Source organism: Lysobacter daejeonensis GH1-9, from assembly GCF_000768355.1.
Lineage (GTDB): Bacteria > Pseudomonadota > Gammaproteobacteria > Xanthomonadales > Xanthomonadaceae > Aerolutibacter > Aerolutibacter daejeonensis.
The window spans coordinates 85,745-105,550 of sequence record NZ_AVPU01000001.1; the positions used below are offsets into that span (position 1 = coordinate 85,745).

The window sequence follows — 19,806 nt, forward strand, 5'->3', positions numbered from 1 at the left end:
TCATGGCTGATACCGATAAGCCTATCCGCATCCTCACGGTTGACGATCACCCCTTGCTGCGGGAAGGCATCGCGGGAGTGATCTCGGGGGAGAACGACATGCAGCTGGTTGGAGAAGCCTGCACCGGCCACGAAGCGATAGCGGCATTCCGTGCCTATCTCCCCGACGTCACTCTGATGGACCTGCAGATGCCCGAGCTCAATGGCGTCGACGCGATAGTGCAGATCCGCGATGAGTTTCCGGCGGCCAGGATCATTGTCCTCACGACCTACAGTGGCGATGTGCAGGCGCTGCGCGCGCTGAGGGCAGGGGCGCAAGGCTACTTGCTCAAGAGTTCGCTGCGGAAGGAACTGCTGGACACCATTCGCGCGGTGGTGGCCGGCCGTCGGCGGATACCGCCCGAGATTGCAGCGGAAATCGCGGAGCACGTCACGGACAGGGACCTGACCACCCGGGAGATCGAGATACTCAAGGGCGTTGCGGCGGGAAATTCCAACAAAAGAATCGCCGCGCAGTTGTCAATCTCCGAAGAAACCGTAAAAACGCACGTGAAAAGTGTGCTGTCGAAGCTCGACGCCCATGACCGCACGCATGCGGTCACGATCGCAATCCGACGCGGGATCATTGCCCCCTAGCGGCATGTCGCTCGGGGCAGCCCACCACAAGGGAATGGCGCCTAACTTGGAACACCTGACGGGTTGGCTGCATCCCTCCATGGAGGGATGTGCGCTTCCTCCCTATAGGTGTTTGAGCGAATGGCTGGCGGAATTAGTCTCCAGCGTGCGCGTAGTGATTGCGCCGTAGAACTGACGATGCAGTCGCGACTTCCTCGTACTCCGGAGCAACGCTATGGCCACGGCTTCCCCCGCACCCGGCAAGACCCTGCTCACCCCCAAGGATCACACTCTGATCCTGATCGACCATCAGTCGCAGATGGCTTTCGCCGTCCGCTCGATCGACATCGGCTCGTTGCGCACCAACACGGTCCTCGTTTCCAAGGCGGCCGTTGGCTTTGGCGTATCCACCATCGTCACAACCGTTGCCGAGAAGAGTTTTTCTGGCCCTCTGTTTCCCGAGATCACAGAAACCTTCACCAGCGGACCGGTGTATGACCGGACCAGCATGAATGCCTGGGAGGATTCGCAGATAACCAATCGCGTCAACGAGATCGGAAAGGACCGTCTGGTGTTTGCTGGCCTTTGGACCAGCGTCTGCATTGTCGGTCCCGTGCTTTCGGCCATCGAGCAGGGCTTCGAGGCCTACGTCATCACCGACGCGTGCGGCGATGTCTCGGATGAAGCCCACGAACGCGCGGTGGCGCGGATGATCCAGGCGGGCGCGAGGCCCATGACCAGTCTGCAGTACATGCTGGAGCTGCAGCGCGATTGGGCTCGCGGCGAGACTTACGCGCTTACCACCGGCATCGCCCGTGAGCATGCGGGCGGCTACGGCATCGGGATCCAGTACGCGAAGACCATGTTCGGTGCCCAGGAAGGCGGCCACTGATCGCCGCCAGCGGGTCGTTCGGGCGAATGCAGCGGACGAATGCCTCCGGATGTCCGCCCCTCCGGCTGCTTGGCTGATGGACGCGCACGAGTAAGACCAGTACCGTCTGATCGACGAACTGACGCTCGAAGCGCACGAATGAACAAGAATCGGATGGAGGCGTTCAGTGACGGCGTGCTCGCCATCATCATCACCATCATGGTGCTGGAAATGAAGGTGCCGCACGGCACCGACCTGTCCGCTCTGCGGCCGCTCTTGCCGGTACTGATGAGCTACGTATTGAGCTTCATTTACATCGGTATCTACTGGAGCAACCATCACCACCTGTTGCACGCGGTCCGTGGTGGTGTCTCCGGCGGTGCGCTTTGGGCCAACCTGCACCTGATGTTCTGGCTATCGCTGCTGCCATTCGTCACCGGATGGATGGGTGAGAACCGTTTCGCGCCGTTGCCCTCGGCGCTGTACGGCGCAGTGCTGTTGTTGGCGTCTATCGCCTACACGATACTGGTACGAACGCTGCTTCGCCGCGAGGGTCGCGGTTCGCTGCTGGCGCAGGCAATCGGCAGCGACGCCAAGGGCTTGGCCTCAATCGTGCTCTACCTTGCCGCGATTCCGTTGGCCTTTGTCGGGTACGGAATCTCACAAATGCTCTACGCAGTGGTGGCCCTCATCTGGTTGGTGCCCGACCGCCGGATCGAAAGGCAAATGGAGGAAGAGTAGGCTGGGAGGTCAGGCCTGTGTGCGCAATCGCTCAACACCGCGCTGCGCCACTACAACCGTGTTGCGGACAGATTGGGAATACGGCCCGCGTCAAGCCAGTCGCCGGATACGCGTTGGGTATACTGACCGGCGAGGCTGACCGCTCTCGGAAGAGGGGAGCTAGATGGCCATGCAACCCGCCTCGCGCCCGAGGCAGCGCTTCAGCAGAAGGTGGCCGGCCATGTCGATGCCCGCACCAAAACCCGCAACGGAGCAGCTCCTACCCCGTCTTTTGTTGCTGCTGTCCCTGACCACGGGGCTCGTGGATGCGGTGAGCGTGCTGGGCTTGGGGAAGGTGTTTACCGCCAACATGACGGGAAACGTCGTATTCCTTGGTTTCGCCGCCGTTGGTACCCCGGGGTTTCGCGTCGTGCCGTACCTGGTGGCCATTGCCGCGTTCATGTTGGGCGCGGTGATCAGCGGTCGGGTGGGGCGGGCCCACGTCGGGCACAGCCTCAGGCGCTGGTTGATCACCTCGTCGCTCATCGAGGCGGCGTTGCTGTGGGTCGCCGCCGTGGCGGCATTCGGATTCGATATCCCCGCGCAGACACCCGTGTCCAGCCTGTACGCCATCATCGCGCTGACCGCGGTGGCGATGGGCTTCCGGAACGCTACGGTCCGCCAGCTCAAGGTTCCAGACCTTACGACCACCGTCCTGACACTGACCATCACCGGCCTGGCTTCGGACTCCGTGCTGGCGGGCGGGAGCAATCCGAACTGGATCAACCGCGCAAGCGCCATCGCGGCAATCTTTGCCGGAGCCGCCTTGGGTGCGGTCATGGTCGCGCATGGTGGCTTGGCTTGGCCGCTCGTGGTGACGGGCTTGTTGATTGTCCTGGGAACTGCTGCTTGTGCCGCACATCCCGCGTCCGGAGCGCCGGTGCCAGGGAAGGGATAAATCCGACGTGGAACACGTCCTAGGATTCGTCTTTGCCCACAGCTGGGCGAGCGGCGCGTTCGATGTCACGTTCCAGGAAGTAGTTCAGGAACGTGCGGATGAGCGCGACGGCTGCGAGCTGGCCGATATCGTCCCAACTGGGCGAGATCGCCGTCTTGACGATGTCCGCGGCGAGCATGAATTCGAGCCCGAGCAGTAGCCAGCGAGCCAGGATCAGCCACGCATTGCGCAGCGTCTCCTGGGTTGCCGCGCGCTTCAGGAGTGACGGCGTGGTGCGCGCCACGGCCTGGATGGCTCCGAGGGCGATCATAAGTACGGAGAGTGATTCCAGCACGAGTGCGATGGCTTCACTGATCACTCGGAACAGCTCTTCCATGTATTTCCTCCTGCGAACGTGAGTTGGTTGGTTCTACGAGTGGGGGATGCTCGCCGGCTTCCAGCCGGAGGATCCGCAGGACTTCTTGGATTGCTTCGGGGGCCTGCTGCAGATCGTGTCCGAATGGCACCACCAAGGTCGAGGCGGCGCCGTCCAGATACGCGCTCTGCAGCGGGACCACGCCGTCCGTCGGGGTGGGGCGCCCCGGTAGGGAGCCGGCAATGGTGTGATAGGGAATGCCCGCGATCGGCATCAGTGCTTCGCCCGCGTGCCTGACCGGTTGCGTGCCTTGCAGGGTGGAGATGCTGTTGACCGTGCCGCGCTGGTAGGTCGACCGAAGCTCCGGTCGCACGGCCTCCGGGTTGCGTCGCGCGACCCGCCGGAGCGCCTGGATTTCGGGAATCTGGCGCCCCACGATCACTCGCGCCAAGCGCCCGAACCAACGCGTCGTGGTGGGGCTGCCACGGTGCGGGGCGGCCATGAAGATCGCGCGCCGAACGCCGGGGTACGCATTGAAGTGGAAGGCCTGGTCGACCGTCCACAGGTCGTTGGCGTCCCCCTGCAGGTTCCGGAATGGCGCCAGGAATGCCGCATTCCAAAGCAGGTCGCCGCTGTCGACGCACAACAGGCGCGCGACGACCCCGCCCAGGCTGTGGCCTACCAGAACGACACCGGAGCGCGCAGGGTCGTCGCCTTCAGGGTCGAGTATTCGCCAGGCATCGTCCAGGTAGGTCTGGACACGACGTCGTGTCACCAGCAATGGCGCATTGGTCCGATAGACGAGGTGCCAGACCTGGAACCGCCTGCGCAAGTCCGGATCCCCCCAGACGGCATTGGACAGGCGCGCCCAGACCAGTGGGCTGCTGCCAAGGCCATGGATCATGACCAGGGGCTGCTTGTGCGGGTCGTAATCCTCCAGCAGATAGAGACCCGCACGGCGACCGACTTCCTTGCCCCCGAACAGCCCCAGAATCCCGAGCCGGTTGAGCTTGGATTTCCGCGCCCCCCACGCATAGGGCGCCGATGTGTCGATCGCCAACGGGTAGGCGTGGCGGCCGCGAATCAAGGCGGGGGTTGTCAATGGGTTACCAAATACCAGGTGCGGACGATCGGATCCGTCGCCTTCGATCCATGCAGTGGCCCCGCGGAAGACTCCTTCTGGAGGCAGGAGTTGGCAGAGCGGGGCCTGGGTGCAGCGAGGCGTCAAAACCGCCAGTGGCACCCCGAAGCCGGGCTGGACATGGCGTTCGCCACCGTACAGCTGCAACGGGACGCGGTCCGCCAGAATCACGCGCAAAGGCGGTTGAAGGGAGGGGGAAAGACCCCGGAACTCGACGTCCAGGGTCGTTGCTCCGAAGGTGGTCGCGCCTTGCGAGAATGTGTGCGGCGAGCCGCCGGTGTGACGAAGAAGGAAACCTGTCGTGCACGCTGTCGCCAATGCCGACGCAGAGTCCCTGACCGCGGCGTCATCCGCATCCAACGCCCGATAGGCGTCCGTTGCACAACGTACCCAAGCCTCAACGGCCGTGTGGTCACGGCGTGCTCGTTGGGCGTGCTGCGCCCATGCCCGTGCCGAGTCCAAGGCTGTGGTGGCTCCCTGTTCCGTACACGGCGAGGACGCCGGGCAGGTGGTGCCCGAAGACGCAATGGCCCGATGCGACAGCGTTATCAGCAGCAACGCCAGCACCATTCCCGTGCGCGATCGAATGAAGTCGGACCAGATGCCCATGCCGCCTCCGTGACGAAAGGAGCCGTTGCCCGCCTTGGTGCCGGTCCCCGTACTAATTCAGACAGCCAGACAGACTTTAGCTCGGCGACACAAGCACGACTAGCGTGCACCGGGCGACGCCCGCCAGCCGCTACGGACCATGCCCCGGTTCATGTCCGGAAACTGTCTTTCCATGTCCAAAGACGAAGGCCTTTGCACATCCGTGGGATCAGAAGCGATAACGCAGGGTGAGCTCGATGTAGCCGAGCGGCTGGTGGTCCCCGGTCTCACGCAGGAAGCGGCCGGGTTTCAGGTAGGCCAGCACCACGCTGCTCGTCCACTGTGGCGTTGGCTCCCAGGTCGTCCCCAGCGAGGCCACCGTGGCGACGTGGCGCGCGCGGCTGCCCCCGGGCGCCCGCACCAGCGCGCCTGCGGGAGCGTACACGCCATCGTCAGGCGACTGGCGCCAGAACACGTCGAGACTGGCTTCCACGCTGACGTCCGCGTGCGGCTGGAAGGAGACCGTCGGCTGCAGGTTGAAGAAGTTGTGCGGCCCCAGCGTGGCGTCCTCGCCGAAATAGTTGCCGCGTGGGAACATCGGGTTGAACGTCTCCAGGCGGCCGTCGCCGGGATGACGGTCGCCGCTGGCCGCCGCGGCCAACAGCGCGACGCGCGGCGACCACTGCGCGCCGGTGAAGGTGTAGCCGGTGTCCGTCGCCAGCGTCCAGGCGCGGATCGAGGCATCGCCAAAATGGCCACCCTGCAGCACCGCCTCCCAGTTCCAGTCCCAGGGACCGCGCTGGCCGAAGCTGCGCACGCCCAGGCTCCAGCGTCGTTCCTGCGCCGAGCCCTGAACATAGCGCGCGTCACGCGCGTCATAGTGAAGGGCGTACAGGTCCAGTCCGGAATTGCTCTGGTTCCGCGTCGCATACACGCCCTGCAGGTCCTGAGTGAGTGAACGGCGGTCGTCAAAGCTGGCGGGCAGAGCCAAGCGCGGCGACACGTCGAAGGCATCGACGCGCCAGGCGCCGAACTGTGCCCAGCCACGCGTTCCCTGGAAGGTCCGACGCACGTTTGGCCCTTCACGCACGTCGACCAGGCGCGCTGAACCCAGTCGCAGTTCTTGGATGCCGTGGCGTAGACCCAGCACCGATCCCGCCGAGGCCTGGCTGCTGACTTCCACAAACGCGTTCTCCAGGTCCAGCCGATTCTCGTCGACCGGCGAAGGACCGGCGACGCGGCCGGTGGCCCACGCCGAGTTGATCTGGACGAAACCGCGGATACGGTTTCCGGCGCGCAGGTCGACAAACGCGGCGTAGCGCTGCAGGACCGCGCCGCGCTTGTCCTGCGGGTCTTCGCCGTAGGCGGGATGGTGCGTGTATTCGTAACGCCATCGCGCTTCGCCGCCAAGGCTCAGCGTCCATGGCAGGCGCGTGCCCAGCGGCATTTCCTTCCAGCAGGCCGCATTGCTGCCCGGGGATGCGTTGGACCTCGTGGCAGCGCAGTGCGCGCGCTGCGCGGCGAAATCATCGTCGAAACGCAGGACTTCCATCTGCGCTGACGCCAGCGCCGGCCACGCCAGCACGCACAGGGCGGCGGCGCGGTGCATGCTTAGCCGAACACCTGTCCGCCGAGCAGGTAGCCCAGTGTCATCGCCACCACCAACAGCGCCCCCTGTAGCTTGGGCGGTGCAGGCGAGGGGATGTCGAGTACGCGGCAGCCGACGCCGATCAGCAGGGCGGCGATGATCCCAACGACGGCCATCATCATGGCGACTTCTCCGATTTGGTGGCGCCGGTGGGGCCGCCACACTGGTCTATGGTGGTGGCGGGACGGCGCTGCGCGAGCACGCGATCGGCAAGCTGGTAGCCGATGGTCATCGCCAGCACCAGTAGCGCGCCGATCAGTGCCGGTGGCGCAGGTGAGGGCACGCCAAAGGCACGACAGCCCAGTCCGATCAATAGGGCCAGTACCAGGCCGACCAGGAATTTCATGTTCATGCGGTTCTCCTCGAGAATTCATAGTTCTGTGTGATCGCGCGGCAGCGCTTCCAGTGGCCGGCCCGGCGCGCCACCGACGAAGTGGCGCACCCGTGGTGTCGCCTGGGCTCGCAACTGCTCGAGGACCCGCTCCTGCAGACGCCGCTCGTCGTGGGTGACGCGTTCGTGTTGACGCAGGTGTTCCAGCCACGAAGCGACGACGAAGTACTCAAGGTACGTGCCCGGTTGCTCTGTGTCCTCCATCACGCCCCATTGCACCGCGCCGTCGCGGCGGCGGGTCTTGCCAAGTGATTGCATCAGTTGCAGGAACGCCTCGCGGCGCTCCAGGACAACGGTGTATTCGACGGTCACCAGCACCGGGCCGCAGTCGCGCTCCTCCTTCTCCATCAGCACCAGCGGTTGAGGCCAATGGCCTGAGGGCAGGGTGTCGACCTTCGCCGCAGCGCCCAGGCGAAAGCGCAAGCCGACCACCGCCGCTACGGTCGCGCACGCGGCGGCCGCGAGCAGGGCGAATGTTGTCGTCTGCTGCTGCGCCAGGCCGCCCCAGAACAGGCTGCCGGTGGCCATGCCAGCGGAGAACACCACGATGTACAGTGACAGCGCCCGCGCCCGCACCCACGCCGGCACCGAAGTCTGCGCCGCGATCTGCAGCGACGACAGCACGCAGATCCAGGCGAAACCGTTCACCAGCGACACCGCGAGCAAAACCCGGATCTCGCGCACCAGCGCCACGGTCGCCATACAGCCGGCGTAGGCCAGCGTGGCAGCCAGAACAAGCCGATCTGGATCAATGCGCAGACGCAGCTTGGGCAGCAGCAGTGCGCCGCTGATCGCACCGATGCCGACGCAGCCCAGCAGCAGGCCGTAGGTGCCCGCGCCACCGCCCAGCTCCTGCTTGACCACGATGGGCAGCAGAGCGGTCAACGCGCTGGCGAAGGCAAAAAATAGCGCCGCCTTGACCAGCACCGATTGGAACACCGAGGCGTGCAGTGCGTAGCGCAAGCCGGCGCGCAGCGCGCTGCCGAAGGACTCCGGGGGTAGCGCATGTTGCTCGGGTTGGCGCTTCCAGCGCCACAGCACCAGCACCACGCCGCAGAACGACAGCGCGTTGACCGCGAAGGCCCACGCCACGCCCCAGTGCGACACGATCAGGCCGCCCAGCGCGGGCCCGACCGAACGGGCGATGTTGATGCTCAACGATCCCAGCGCGACCGCTGGACCGAGCATCGGCCGTGGCACCAGTTCCGGCGTGGTGGCCTGTTGCGCTGGCATCGCCATCGCCGCCCCGACGCCAAGTGCGAACGTCAACGCGACCAGCGTCCACGGCCCCAGCTGGCCAAGCTGGGCCAGCAGCGCCAGCGCGCTGGCCACCGACAGCATCCACAACTGCGCCAAGAGGAGGTAGCGGCGCCGGTCGACGATGTCGGCCAGGGTGCCGGCGATCACTGCAAGCAGCACCACCGGCAGCGTGGTCGCCGCCTGCACCGCGGCCACCATGAAGGGCGAACCCGTGTTCTCCGCCATCACCCACGAGGCGGCGACATCGTGCACCGACGTGCCGATGCTGCTGGTGAGGATCGCCAGCCACAACGAGCGAAACGTGGGCTGACCCAGCGGCGACCAAGGTCCGGGGGCGGCGGTTTGCGGAGGCGGCGATACTTGGCTCATGCGGCATTCCATGGGTCAGATGTGCCCGGCAGGCGCATCCATCGCTGGACCCAGCCGTCGGTCGCGCCTCTACAATGGCGAATTCAGAACGCGAAGCAGGAACAGCCCAGCGCGCCCCAGAAACCCTGGAATTCGCTGGTGGGTGCGGCGTGGTGGGCGGCGTGCACATGGTTGTGCACCTTGCAGCCCTGTCCATGCTCGTGCGAGTGCCGGTGCGCGGCCGCAAACGCCGCCGACGCCTGCGTCAGGGTTGCGCCCTGGTAGCCGCCGTAGTGGCGCACCGGCGACCAGTCCGGCATGGGTTCGGGCAGCTGTGGCGCCAGTGGACCGAATTCGCCGTCGCCGTGCACCACGCGGCCGCCGACCACGGTCATCAGGCTGGTGATGTCCTTGATGGCCTCATCCTCGACGTTGAAGTAATCCGCCGACAGCACTGCGAAATCCGCGAACTGGCCGACCTTCAACACGCCCTTGCTGTCCTCCTCGTTGGAGAACCACGCACTGCCATGCGTCCACTGGCGCAGCGCTTGCTCTCGCTCGAGCTGGTTGTTCTCGCCGTAGATACGCAGACCACCGAGGGTCTTGCCGGTAGTCAGCCAATACAGCGCGACCCACGGGTTATAGCTGGCCACGCGCGTGGCGTCGGTGCCCATGCCTACTGGAAGGCCAGCTTCCAGCATGCGCCGCACTGGCGGCGTGTGCTCAGCCGCCCGTGCGCCGTAACGCTCCACGAAGTATTCACCCTGGTAGGCCATACGATGCTGCACCGCAATGCCGCCACCCAGCGCCTTGATGCGATCGATGTTGCGGTCGGTAATCGTCTCGGCGTGGTCGACGATCCAATGCAGGCCGTCGAAAGGCACGTCACGATTCACCTTCTCGTACACATCGAGAATGCGCGAGATGCTCTCGTCGTAGGTGGAGTGGATGCGGAACGGCCAACGGTTCTGCGCGAGCAGGCGTACCACGTCCTCCAGTTCTCCTTCCAGGCCGGCCGGCAGTTCGGGACGGGGTTCGCGGAAGTCCTCGAAGTCGGCGGCAGAGAACACCAGCATCTCGCCGGCACCGTTGTGGCGCAGCATGTCGTCGCCTTGGCGCGGCTTGAGCATCTTCGTCCAGCGGTCGAAGTCGGCCAGCTCGCCGCCCTTCTTCTGCGTGAAGAGGTTGTAGGCGATGCGCACGGTCAGCTCATTCTGCGAGTGCAGGTTCTGGATGACCGCGTAGTCTTCCGGGTAGTTCTGGAAGCCGCCACCAGCGTCGATCACGGAGGTAATGCCGAGGCGGTTCAGCTCGCGCATGAAATGCCGGGTCGAATTGATCTGGTATTCCAGCGGCAGGGTGGGGCCGGCTGCGAGCGTGGCGTACAGGATCAGTGCGTTCGGCTTCGCCAGGAGCAAGCCTGTCGGGTTGCCATTGGCGTCGCGCTGGATCTCGCCGCCCGGCGGGTTGGGCGTGTCCTTGCCGTAGCCGACGGCGCGAAGCGCGGCACCGTTGAGCAGTGCCCGGTCGTAGAGGTGCAGGATGAACACGGGTGTATCCGGCGCAATCGTGTTGATCTCTTCCAGGGTTGGCAGGCGCTTCTCGACGAACTGGTGCTCGGTGAAGCCGCCAACCACGCGCACCCACTGTGGGGCCGGCGTTCGCGCAACCTGGGCTTTCAGCATTGCGAGCGCGTCGGCAAGTGATGACACCCCGTCCCAGCGCAGCTCGAGGTTATAGTTGAGGCCGCCTCGGATCAGGTGGGTGTGGCTGTCGTTGAGGCCGGGGATCACCCGACGGCCCCCAGCATCAATGACTTGGGTGCGCGCGTCGGCTTTCTCCATCACCTTGGCCTCGTCGCCAATGGCGACGATCACACCGTTGGCCACCGCCAGCGCGTTTGCGGATGGTTGGCGGGGATCCAGGGTGGTTATCCTGGCATTGCGGATGATCAGGTTAGCCATTGCGCGCTCCTTGGTCGGAATGAGATGGCACCCGGCGAGTCCGGCTGCGGCGGCACCGGCCGCCAGGGCGCCGAAGAACCGGCGTCGGGAAGGATCGTGTGGCGGGTAAGTCATGGAGGCCGCCTCGACGAATATCAGGAGTTGAGGGGCGGGCGCCGTGCCGATAGCGAGGCATCCACCAACAATGGTCCAGCACCCGGCAGCGCAACGGCCACAAGCGCTACCGTCGACACAGCTTCGCCCTGCATGATGGCGTCGGGGTGAGCGGAGTGCCTGTCAATTGGGTCAAGCACGATCATGCTCTCGTAATTGCTTTGGCTGCAATGCACCGAAGTTCACACCGTAATGGCGCTACCGCAGCGTGCCAGCGGGGAGCAAGCGTCCGGGCCGCGAGCCAGACGCCGCTGTCGGACTCAGTGGCCTTCGGACGCGCCGAACATGCTCTTGGCGTATACGAGGCCCAGACCGTAGCCGCCGCCGTTGACCTTGGCTATGCCGGTGGTCAACTCGTAGGTATCGCCGCGTGCCCAGTCGCGCTGCAGCTCAAGCAGGTACTGCAAGCTGGTCATCGGCCGCGCACCCGCCTGGATCATGCGCTCCATGGCGCGCTCATGGGCCTCGTCGCTGACGTCACCGCACGCGTCAGCAATCACATAGACCTCGAAGCCCTGGTCCAGTGCCGACAATGCCGGGCCGACGATGCACACGCTGGTCCACAGGCCGGCGAAGACGATACGCGACTTGCCAATCTGGTTGACCTTGTCGGTGATGCGGCCGTCTTCCCAGGTGTTCATGGTGGTTCGGTCGATCTTCTGTTCGCTCGGGAACGCTGCCGTGATTTCGTCGAAGATAGGGCCTGAGAAGCCCTTTTCGGCGACGGTCGTGAGGATGGTGGAGACACCGAAGCCGGCCGCGGACTTGGCGACCAGCGCCGTATTGTTGCGAAGCAACACCGGGTCGATCGACTTGGTCGCGAAGGCCATCTGCGACTGGTGATCAATCAGGATCAGGGTGTGGTCCTTGGGGCTCAGCAGGGTCTTGCCGGGGGTTGGGGTAGCCTTGGCCATGGGTCGTCTCCGTCTGGGCACCAGCAGGGTGCAGTTGGTGATGGGTAACGTAACCACCTTGCAAAACGGGGCATAGCCAAAACGAAGAGATTGACTGTCTCCAGAAGGGAGACAGTCCAACGGGTGTCCGCTGTAATTTTTATGTTAACTGTAACGTGGTGCCGGCCAAGACGAGGGGAGGGCAGCGTGGATCAGATTGAATGCATGCGCGCATTCGTGCTGGCAGTCGAGCTTGAAGGGTTATCCGCTGCGGCTCGGAGGTTGCAAGTACCTCGTGCAAAAGTAAGCAAGCAGATCCAGGCCTTGGAAAGTCGGCTTGGAGCACAGTTGCTAATGCGGACGACTCGGAAGCTGCACCTTACATCTCTGGGCGCCGACTACTTTGAGTCTGCGCGATCAGTTCTTGATGCACTCGATGACGCCGAACAGAGGCTTCAGGAAGGCGCGATGAGCCCGCGCGGTCTGGTGCGCGTCAATGCCCCAATGTCATTTGGAGTGAGAGTGCTTGGGCCGTTGCTGCCCAAGTTTCACGAGCAATATCCAGATATTGAGCTTCAGTTGGTGCTCGCCGACCAACTGGTTGATCCCGTCCGGGACGGACTTGACGTGACGATTCGTGTGGCAAATCTCACCGACTCATCGATGGCTGCCCGGATGATCATGCCGGCTCCCCGGGTTCTTGTGGCCTCGTCTGCCTTCCTTGGGAGGATGGGGGCGATTTCGACTCCAAAGGATCTTGAGAGCAGGCCTTTCCTGAATTACAGCTATCTCCAAGGTGGGACAACATTGCAACTGCGCAAAGACGACATCACGCAGAGGGTCGTGCTGTCTGGTCCCTTGTGTGCGAACAATGGAGACGTGCTCGCGCAGGCAGCTGAGGCCGGGGTAGGGGTTGCGTTGCTTCCCGAGTTCATCGTTCGAGAAGGCATCGAGGCAAAGCGCCTGGTGCACATCCTGCCGGACTGGCAGGCTCCATCAATCTCAGTGAATGCGCTCTTCTGCTCGACGCGGGAACTTCCGCAAAGGACGAGAGTTTTCATTGACTACCTGGTTCGTGAACTTGACCCGGACATCGGTGGAAGGCACAGGCAGTAGGTTGCCAGCCTCCGTCAATGGAGACGGCACCAACGAGTTGCCTCGGCAATACGCGGTCGCGCGAAAGTTGAGTGCAGCGGGAGCGGTTCCGGCAGAACTTGCCGATTGGGGTACTAGGCTGGTATTCCATAACTTCGCATAATGCCTATTATGTTCTTGTGGCGGTGGCTGCGAGACCTGGCGCGATCCTCGCGCGTACCCGCTCTAAGCTACTGATTCAAGGCGACTTTATCGCGTAGCTTTCGAGCTCAAAGCCCCGGCAAAGTCCGGGGCTTTTCAATGATCCGGGGGGATCCAGATGCAATACGACTTCACCGAGGATTGGCACGGCTGGAAGCTGCGAGGCGGCTTCCTTGTCAGTCCAGACCGGCAACACCTGACCCGCGAACGGCTGGAAGGCCTGCTGTGGCGCGATGCCCAGGAGCTCCGACTGGCCGGGCTCAGATCCCGGCGCGAGGCGATGAAGCCGCGGCAGATGGTCCGCGTGGTCGTCGTCGAGCTCGACGAGATCCGGCAGCGCGGGAAGCTCGCCGGGTGATACGACAAGAGCCCCTGCAGGGGCCCTGTTGGTTTACTGCAGTAAAGGCGGTCACCGGGGGGCGGAAGATGACGTGCCAGCCCCGAAACCGCCGTAACCGTTCACCTGCCCCGCGCTGATCGCTACACCAGAAGAAACGGCCGTTCCGGCCATAGCCGTGGGGGCGCTGCCCCCACCCCCCGGACGCTCTCCAATTACACCGTAGCGCATGCCACCGACCTCGCCTTGAACCTGATGTTGCGTTGGACTCTTGAACGGGTTGTAGACCGGGCCATTGCGCGCCATAGAGCGACAATTCTGCTCGGACGTAATGTTGAGCGTGCCCTGTTCGGTAAGGCATCGACACGAGGCGTCTCGAAACTCACCGTTCGCGTCCAAGCCGGCGGCAGACGACATACAGGCAACCATGGGCTCCGCAAGCGGCTCACGGTTGACAAGGGCCGGCATTGTCCAGGGCGCGCCGTCGATCAGCGGCGTGTATCGCGCAATGTAGCCTTCAGCCGTCGTGATAACCGGCGCATCACCCTTGTTGTCCGCTTGTGCGCTGGCTGCGCTCGGCGCTTCCACGGCTCGCGCCGTGGCGCTCGCCTGCGCTTCGCCAGCTTGTGCTGTGCCTAATCGATCATAGATCCGCCAGCCGACGAAGCCGAACAGAAGCGCCGCAACACCCAGCATCGCGACGGCGCGCTTGAACTGGCTTTTCACCTTCCGCTCAACCGTGTGGACCTCAGCGGACTTGTAAAGGTCGAAAACCTCTTTTGGATACACCCACGTCTCGCTGTCCTCACGTTCTAAAGCGGTATGGCTGCGCACGTTGTCAATGACCGCGCCGGTCCGCCGATAGACCTTGCAGGACTGCTTTCCGCCCTCGCGCACCAGATGCTCGTGCATACCAACGAGCGCACGCAGATTGAGATGCAGCAACGCCGGGTGCTGCGTAATGACAATGAGGCGAATGCCCTGATGGCGAATGGTTTCCATCGCCTGAATATTGCGGGGCACGACCTTGACCGCCTTGCCGGTAGCTTCATCGGTTTCCAACTCGTAACTACCTGCGCGCCAGAACTTCTGGCCTTCGTCAACGATCAGGACCGCACCGGCCGGCAATTCTTCCCACTTGGTGGGATCGGGAAAATCGACCACCCCGGGAATGTTCAAGCCGTTGACGTTAGAGGCGAAAACGAGCTCGCCGGCCTTGACGGCCTTATCCGCGTACCAGACACCACGCAGCGTTTTCCCGCTGCCAGGCACCGCCGTGATCAGCGTAATGGAGGAGGTTTTGCCGATGGCACTCATGCGGGAGCCTTAGCGAAAAAGACTTTCTTGGCACCGATCAGCGTCGATGCGGAAAGCATGATGGAAAGGGCCTTGGTCACGCCAAACGCGCCGAACCAACAAAGATACTGATTCGGGATCATCGACCAAGCAGTAATTGCACTATCGACCAAAGGTTGAATGGCAAATTCATTGGTCGCGATCACAAGGCCAAGACGGCCGAGGAAGCCGGCAAAAATAAACGCGGACTTGGCAAGGAGAAAGCGTGTAATCCACGGCGCGAGGGCCGCCAAGAGTGGCGCGAATGGCATGACTTAGGCCCCGAGTTGGCGAGCAATCCACATGTAAGCCATAGCGACGATCAGCATTTTGATCATGGCCATGACCGTCCAGAACTCTGGCGGAAAATCGATAGATTGGCCGGCAAGCGTGAACGTCAAATCGCACTGCCCCGACGAAGCACCAAGCAGATTTTCGTTAATTTGACCGCGATCCACGCTCAAGTGTATGTCGCTCAAATTCAGGCCCTCAGTGCCGTCAGGCTGCGCGGCAATATCTGCAAGCGCCTGATTGTCGGCAGTAAAACGTTGCTCATAGTCGCAACGTTCCTTCCGTTTCTCCATAGCGAGCGAACACAGGATTTCATCACCGGAGCACTGAAAAAGCGCCTCACAGTCCCCTGCCCCACTCGACTTGTGCGCCTCGCCCTGGCACCGGGTTTTCCACGTCTGAAGCGCGATAGAGCCCAAAATAGGGTCGCCGGTAGCGACAGGCGGGGCATCGCAAGAAACGCCACCAGCCAAGCCGTTTTCCTGACCACCTTCCTGCCCAGAGCCATCACCGGATGAACTCTCACCCTGATTGGTAGGCCCGGCGTTAGTGCCGTTCACCGTGGTGTAATTGGTCGTGGTGGTCGTCGTTGTTGAGTTATTGGTCGTCGTCGTGGTCTTGACCGAATCGCCCTGTTTTTGCAGCGTGTCGCCGTTTGGCAAACTAAGACTTGGCGGGATCTCGGTCGGGCCGGCGTTCTTTTTCTGCATGACCGGACCATCCGTTTTTTCGCCGGTCTCACCCGGCTTCCAGCAGAACTGCCGGCCATTGCTCGCGCTGGCACAGTGCTGGCCGTCAGGCTTCTTACACATGGTGAAGGTGCCGACCTGCTGGCATTCCTGCTTCGGAATGTCATTGTTCTTTTCTGGCGTATCCCAATTGGGATCAATCGGCACAGCGCCACACGGATCGCCGGTGTACTCCATGACGCCGCGATAAACCGTCTTGGTAGTGCCGTCTGAAATGCTCTGATTGGTCTCGGTCTCAAAACCGGGCTGCATGGCGAACTTGCAGCCAGCAACGCAGCGTTCAGTTGTCAATGAGGGCCTAGGCAGCATCCGGTTAGCGCCAAGATCAGCATTGCGAGCGAGACACTCCTGCGCGCTAAAGCAAGTATTGGTCGAATCGTTCCAACTAGAGCCCGCAGGACACTCGACGCTCCACTGCGCGTTGATGTACTGGTTGCCGTAGTTGACGGTTCCACCACCATAGGACGAAGACTTGCACGAATAGACGCCGCGAACGACGTTCGCTGATTGGAGGCTATAACTGGTAAACGTCGCCGTCCACGACCAGGTGGCGTTGTAGGACTGACACATTTGCTGCGCGGTTTGCCCGTCCGCACGAGTGCCCGCCGACGCCTTGGAATACGCCTCGCTCCGGTACTCGCAATTCCACGTCAACCCGGAGGGCGTGCACGCGGCTTCAGCGCGGCCGATGCCACAAAACCCGAGCAGAGCCGCCACGACGACGAACGCAATGCGCCGCGCGAATGCATGGGCGAAGATGCGAGCAAGCCAGCGCATCAGTCCCAACCCGTGCAGACGATGCAACTGGCCAGCATGTACCACACCAACAAGATCGTGCCGTGAAGCTGCTCGAAACTCATGGCCCTCACTCCGAGAAAATGGGGGCGTAGTACGCCCCCGTGGTGACGCAAGAAATACCGGGTGTTACGGGTTCAGCAGCTTGCCGCCGCGCTTGGCCCACAGAACGACCGCGAAGCCGACGATGACCAACAGCACTTCGGTCTTGTAGGCGGTGAACGACGCGATGATGTCGGTGCTTTCACCGGCAGCGAACGCGAACGGCGAGAACATCGCGAGCGACAGGGCCAGCAGGCCCATCTTGGTCTTCTGGAACATGGTGTTAATCCTCTCTGGGTGGTTTGAATCCGTGCTTCACGAATGCGATCACGGCCAGGCTGCCTAAGAACAACCATCCGATTTCGTTGGCCTGGGCAACGGTCGGAAGCAGGTCGGCGACACTCGGCTGCTCGACCCATGCCTGCTGAGCGCATGAACCATCCGCAGCAGGCACAGCGTCGAGACAAACGAGCACGCGCATGGGTTACGCCTTGGAGCCGGGGAGCAGCGCTTCGAGAACGCTGAACTTACTGAAGAAGTGCGCGCCCTTGTTCACCTGAAGCATCTTCTCGATGGCAAGGCGGTAGCGGCCCGGCGGGTACGGCGGCTGGCCTTCCTCAAGCCGAACGTCGTACGGGTAAATGAACCCGTTCGACTGCAAGCGGGCTTCCTGCGTGCGCTTGGTCCACGCCACATCGTCGCCGTCATCATTCTTGAAGTTGCCGCCCCGAGTTTTCACTTCACCGGGAACCACTTCTACAATCACGTCACGTTCCATTTCCGTTTTCCTCTGTTGAATCGGGGCATTGCGAAGTCCCGGCTACGTCCGCCCACGTAAGACGCCCGGCTTTCATCCACCGGGGCACACCGTCCCGGCCAAACGTTTCAATCAGGTCGCAAAACGACTCCCGGTCCGGAGCCATTTGCATCAATGCATAGACGGTCGTGCCGTACTGGCGCTTGACGTGGCGGCGCACGCTCTTAAGCGTGGCCTTGCTCACTTCGTTAGCCACGGCGAGGCGCTGCAAGCAGCTGGACACGAAGTCCAGCGCAGCGAAGGCACCACGCATGTACGCAATCGGGTCCGTAAGCACATCCAAGGCGATCCGGCGACGCTTGGAGCTGCGCATCTGAACTTCCCAGCGGACCCACGGTGACTCCTGATCACCCGCCTTCTTGCCCTTCTCGTACACGCGCAGCTGCCGTTCGCTGCTGCTGTGACCGACGTAGAACGAAGAACCGCCGCCGTGACTTTTCTCGAATGCCTGGTACTTCGGCCGATGCAGTTCGCCGCCGAAGCGGTAGTCAAATTCGCCGATCTCGTACATGCAACGCGCCATCGCTAGGTTGCGGTGGCCGTCGAAGTCGTCGAAGGCAATGTCTACGCGAGTGAGCAGCCCACCAACGCGTGTCAGCTTCGCTGACAGCGCGCACCACGGCTCCGCGTGGTCTGCGCTCGCGTTGCCGCGCTGCTCCACGATTGAGCATCCAAGGCCCGTCAACTCGAAGCGCAGCGAGGGACGACCGCCCTTGCGCTCGGCCATGCAGCCGCCGAGTTCGATCATCCCAGCAGGTTCGCCCCACACGTTGGTGACCATCCAGCGGAACGCGTAGAACGCACCGCCAGCAGCGTCGGCGGCAAGCACCAAGCCGGAATCAGCGAAAAGGTAGGAGAACGCGCGGTGCGCAATGTCCAGGCACGTGGCATCGGGCGGGATGAACTGAGCACGCTTGCCGACCACCAATTCGCCATTGGCGTCCGCGTCGGACTTGGGGCGAGGCCCAAAGCCGCGAAGGTGTGCGGCGAGGTCGTCAAAGCCCATGCGGGGCTGTTCGTCGCCAAGGATGTTCCGGACAGTGCCGCCCCACCCTACCTCGCGCAGCAGGTCCCACAGATCGACGGAGCCGGAGACCCAGTCGAGGCCCGCCCACGTGCGGGTTTCCGCCGTCCGGCTGTTTTCCAAGAGCGAGGCTTCAAAGCGCGGAGCAGAGCTTTCGGCCCCTGAGTGGCCCCCGCGATCTGAACCTGAACGAGTGACTCCCCTGTTAGACGAGGGGAGTCCGTTCAGCTTGCCGCCGTCAGCCATGCGCAACCCCCATGGCGTCGAGGCGGGCCGCAGCGAGGCGGCGGCGTGCGTGAGAACACGTCACGTCGCGCAACACAGCGCGCTCAGCGGCCACTTGGGCCGCTTCTGCGAAGTCGAGTTCGAGTTGGGTTTCGTGAGCCGTAGGCAGCAGCACAGCGCGTTCTACGCGGGGTGGCTGCCAGGAGCGCCAGAAGCGGGACGGTTGGCGGCTCATGCCCTGCCCTCGCGGTGACGCAGCGGGTAAAGGTCGGCCCACACGCGCAAAGGCGCAGTAGCGCCACAGGCGAAGCAGAACACGGCGTCATGGCCCGGGTGGTAGCCGTAGGCGTGGCGGCCAAAGCAGCACCACAGCCGATCCCACAGGCCGAGCAGGCGAGCAAGCGGCCTCATGCCCGCACCTCATCGCCACGATAGGTAGAACGGCACCGGTCGAACGTTTCACCGCAGCAATGACAGAGGCGGTCGTCGTCGTCGTCGTGGTGGTAAAACGCGGCTTCATCGCACGGGTCGAGGCCAGCCGGGTCGAAGAACCCGTCGGCGTCGCGGTAGGACTCGAAACGGAATAGCTCCCCTAGCTCCCTTGGAGCCTTCCCCACAACGGGGGCTGTCCGCAATGCGGTCGAATCCGGGGCAGACTCAAGACGGGCACGCCGGTCGCGCTGTGCCGTAGCTACAGCGCCCGCCGCCATCATGGCCAAGCGGTGTTCGTGACCGGCACGCAAAACGCGAAGGTGATAGGCCCGGTGCGCGCACAGCAGCAGCCCGAGCATGAGGACAACGAAGGCGGCCAACAGGCCCGCTTCCAACGTCCGAGAAAGATACAGCCACTCCGGTTGCGTCATGATCAGATCCCCATCTGAGCTTGGCCGGGACTTCGGCGGCGGGGGAATCCAGTGCCCCGACTAGGGAGCGAGTGGCGCCGCCGGGGCCTGTCCCGGCAGGGCGGCCCAGTGTCAAGGCGCTTGACACT

Annotated in this window: 23 protein-coding genes; 6 read left to right on the top strand and 17 right to left on the bottom strand. The window is 63.3% G+C overall.

Annotated features, from left to right (window positions below; all coding sequences use genetic code 11):
• The first annotated feature begins 2 nt into the window (after window positions 1-2).
• From N800_RS00375 to N800_RS00390, 4 genes are all read left to right on the top strand, one after another.
• Window positions 3-635 (top strand): response regulator, encoded by a 633-nt coding sequence (locus tag N800_RS00375; protein ID WP_036133822.1) that lies wholly within the window; start codon window positions 3-5, stop codon window positions 633-635.
• 214 nt (window positions 636-849) lie between these two features.
• Window positions 850-1,506 (top strand): hydrolase, encoded by a 657-nt coding sequence (locus N800_RS00380; protein ID WP_036133446.1) that lies wholly within the window; start codon window positions 850-852, stop codon window positions 1,504-1,506.
• Between the two features lie 138 nt (window positions 1,507-1,644).
• Entirely contained in the window at window positions 1,645-2,226 is a 582-nt protein-coding gene (locus N800_RS00385) for a TMEM175 family protein (protein WP_036133448.1), read from the top strand.
• A gap of 220 nt (window positions 2,227-2,446) precedes the next feature.
• Window positions 2,447-3,163: a YoaK family protein gene (locus tag N800_RS00390; RefSeq protein WP_156962806.1), complete on the top strand. Its 717-nt coding sequence runs from the start codon at window positions 2,447-2,449 to the stop codon at window positions 3,161-3,163.
• Window positions 3,164-3,182: 19 nt separating this feature from the next.
• Here N800_RS00390 and N800_RS00395 read toward each other — a convergent pair whose 3' ends face one another.
• The 8 genes from N800_RS00395 to N800_RS00430 form a co-directional block, all read right to left on the bottom strand.
• Entirely contained in the window at window positions 3,183-3,539 is a 357-nt protein-coding gene (locus tag N800_RS00395) for a DUF1622 domain-containing protein (protein WP_036133450.1), read from the bottom strand.
• A complete protein-coding gene (locus tag N800_RS15495; protein ID WP_084086990.1) occupies window positions 3,511-5,268 on the bottom strand; it encodes an esterase/lipase family protein in 1,758 nt (585 codons plus the stop codon). The genes N800_RS00395 and N800_RS15495 overlap by 29 nt, the downstream gene beginning before the upstream one ends.
• 208 nt (window positions 5,269-5,476) lie before the next feature.
• On the bottom strand, window positions 5,477-6,856 hold the full coding sequence (locus N800_RS00405; protein ID WP_052107760.1) for an alginate export family protein: 1,380 nt from the start codon (window positions 6,854-6,856) through the stop codon (window positions 5,477-5,479).
• A 2-nt stretch (window positions 6,857-6,858) separates the two neighbouring features.
• Complete coding sequence (locus tag N800_RS00410; protein WP_036133453.1) at window positions 6,859-7,017, bottom strand: DUF1427 family protein; 159 nt, start codon at window positions 7,015-7,017, stop codon at window positions 6,859-6,861.
• On the bottom strand, window positions 7,014-7,247 hold the full coding sequence (locus tag N800_RS00415; RefSeq protein WP_036133455.1) for a DUF1427 family protein: 234 nt from the start codon (window positions 7,245-7,247) through the stop codon (window positions 7,014-7,016). The genes N800_RS00410 and N800_RS00415 overlap by 4 nt, the downstream gene beginning before the upstream one ends.
• 18 nt (window positions 7,248-7,265) lie before the next feature.
• Window positions 7,266-8,915, bottom strand: a complete 1,650-nt coding sequence (locus N800_RS00420) for an MFS transporter (protein WP_036133833.1) — start codon at window positions 8,913-8,915, stop codon at window positions 7,266-7,268.
• 83 nt (window positions 8,916-8,998) lie between these two features.
• Window positions 8,999-10,858, bottom strand: coding sequence for an amidohydrolase (locus N800_RS00425; protein ID WP_156962807.1), 1,860 nt, complete (start codon window positions 10,856-10,858; stop codon window positions 8,999-9,001).
• A 413-nt stretch (window positions 10,859-11,271) separates the two neighbouring features.
• Window positions 11,272-11,925, bottom strand: a complete 654-nt coding sequence (locus N800_RS00430) for a hydrolase (protein ID WP_036133461.1) — start codon at window positions 11,923-11,925, stop codon at window positions 11,272-11,274.
• 186 nt (window positions 11,926-12,111) lie between these two features.
• Here N800_RS00430 and N800_RS00435 point away from each other — a divergent pair, with 186 nt between their 5' ends.
• Entirely contained in the window at window positions 12,112-13,020 is a 909-nt protein-coding gene (locus N800_RS00435) for a LysR family transcriptional regulator (protein ID WP_036133464.1), read from the top strand.
• 298 nt (window positions 13,021-13,318) lie between these two features.
• Window positions 13,319-13,558 (top strand): hypothetical protein, encoded by a 240-nt coding sequence (locus N800_RS00440; protein WP_036133467.1) that lies wholly within the window; start codon window positions 13,319-13,321, stop codon window positions 13,556-13,558.
• Window positions 13,559-13,609: 51 nt separating this feature from the next.
• Here N800_RS00440 and N800_RS00445 read toward each other — a convergent pair whose 3' ends face one another.
• The 9 genes from N800_RS00445 to N800_RS00485 all read right to left on the bottom strand — a co-directional run bounded on the left by N800_RS00445 (window position 13,610) and on the right by N800_RS00485 (window position 19,678).
• On the bottom strand, window positions 13,610-14,854 hold the full coding sequence (locus N800_RS00445; RefSeq protein ID WP_052107761.1) for a zonular occludens toxin domain-containing protein: 1,245 nt from the start codon (window positions 14,852-14,854) through the stop codon (window positions 13,610-13,612).
• Window positions 14,851-15,144: a DUF2523 family protein gene (locus N800_RS00450; RefSeq protein ID WP_052107762.1), complete on the bottom strand. Its 294-nt coding sequence runs from the start codon at window positions 15,142-15,144 to the stop codon at window positions 14,851-14,853. The genes N800_RS00445 and N800_RS00450 overlap by 4 nt, the downstream gene beginning before the upstream one ends.
• A gap of 3 nt (window positions 15,145-15,147) precedes the next feature.
• Window positions 15,148-16,689 (bottom strand): hypothetical protein, encoded by a 1,542-nt coding sequence (locus N800_RS00455; protein ID WP_084086992.1) that lies wholly within the window; start codon window positions 16,687-16,689, stop codon window positions 15,148-15,150.
• A 147-nt stretch (window positions 16,690-16,836) separates the two neighbouring features.
• Entirely contained in the window at window positions 16,837-17,028 is a 192-nt protein-coding gene (locus N800_RS00460; protein ID WP_036133474.1) for a hypothetical protein, read from the bottom strand.
• A gap of 4 nt (window positions 17,029-17,032) precedes the next feature.
• Window positions 17,033-17,230, bottom strand: a complete 198-nt coding sequence (locus N800_RS00465) for a hypothetical protein (protein ID WP_036133477.1) — start codon at window positions 17,228-17,230, stop codon at window positions 17,033-17,035.
• Between the two features lie 3 nt (window positions 17,231-17,233).
• Window positions 17,234-17,527 (bottom strand): single-stranded DNA-binding protein, encoded by a 294-nt coding sequence (locus N800_RS00470; RefSeq protein ID WP_036133479.1) that lies wholly within the window; start codon window positions 17,525-17,527, stop codon window positions 17,234-17,236.
• Window positions 17,517-18,713, bottom strand: coding sequence for a replication initiation factor domain-containing protein (locus N800_RS00475; RefSeq protein ID WP_052107763.1), 1,197 nt, complete (start codon window positions 18,711-18,713; stop codon window positions 17,517-17,519). Before N800_RS00475 ends, N800_RS00470 begins: the two co-directional genes overlap by 11 nt.
• Window positions 18,714-19,046: 333 nt before the next feature.
• On the bottom strand, window positions 19,047-19,226 hold the full coding sequence (locus N800_RS15770; protein WP_156962808.1) for a hypothetical protein: 180 nt from the start codon (window positions 19,224-19,226) through the stop codon (window positions 19,047-19,049).
• Window positions 19,223-19,678: a hypothetical protein gene (locus N800_RS00485; protein WP_036133484.1), complete on the bottom strand. Its 456-nt coding sequence runs from the start codon at window positions 19,676-19,678 to the stop codon at window positions 19,223-19,225. Before N800_RS00485 ends, N800_RS15770 begins: the two co-directional genes overlap by 4 nt.
• Between the last annotated feature and the right edge of the window lie 128 nt (window positions 19,679-19,806).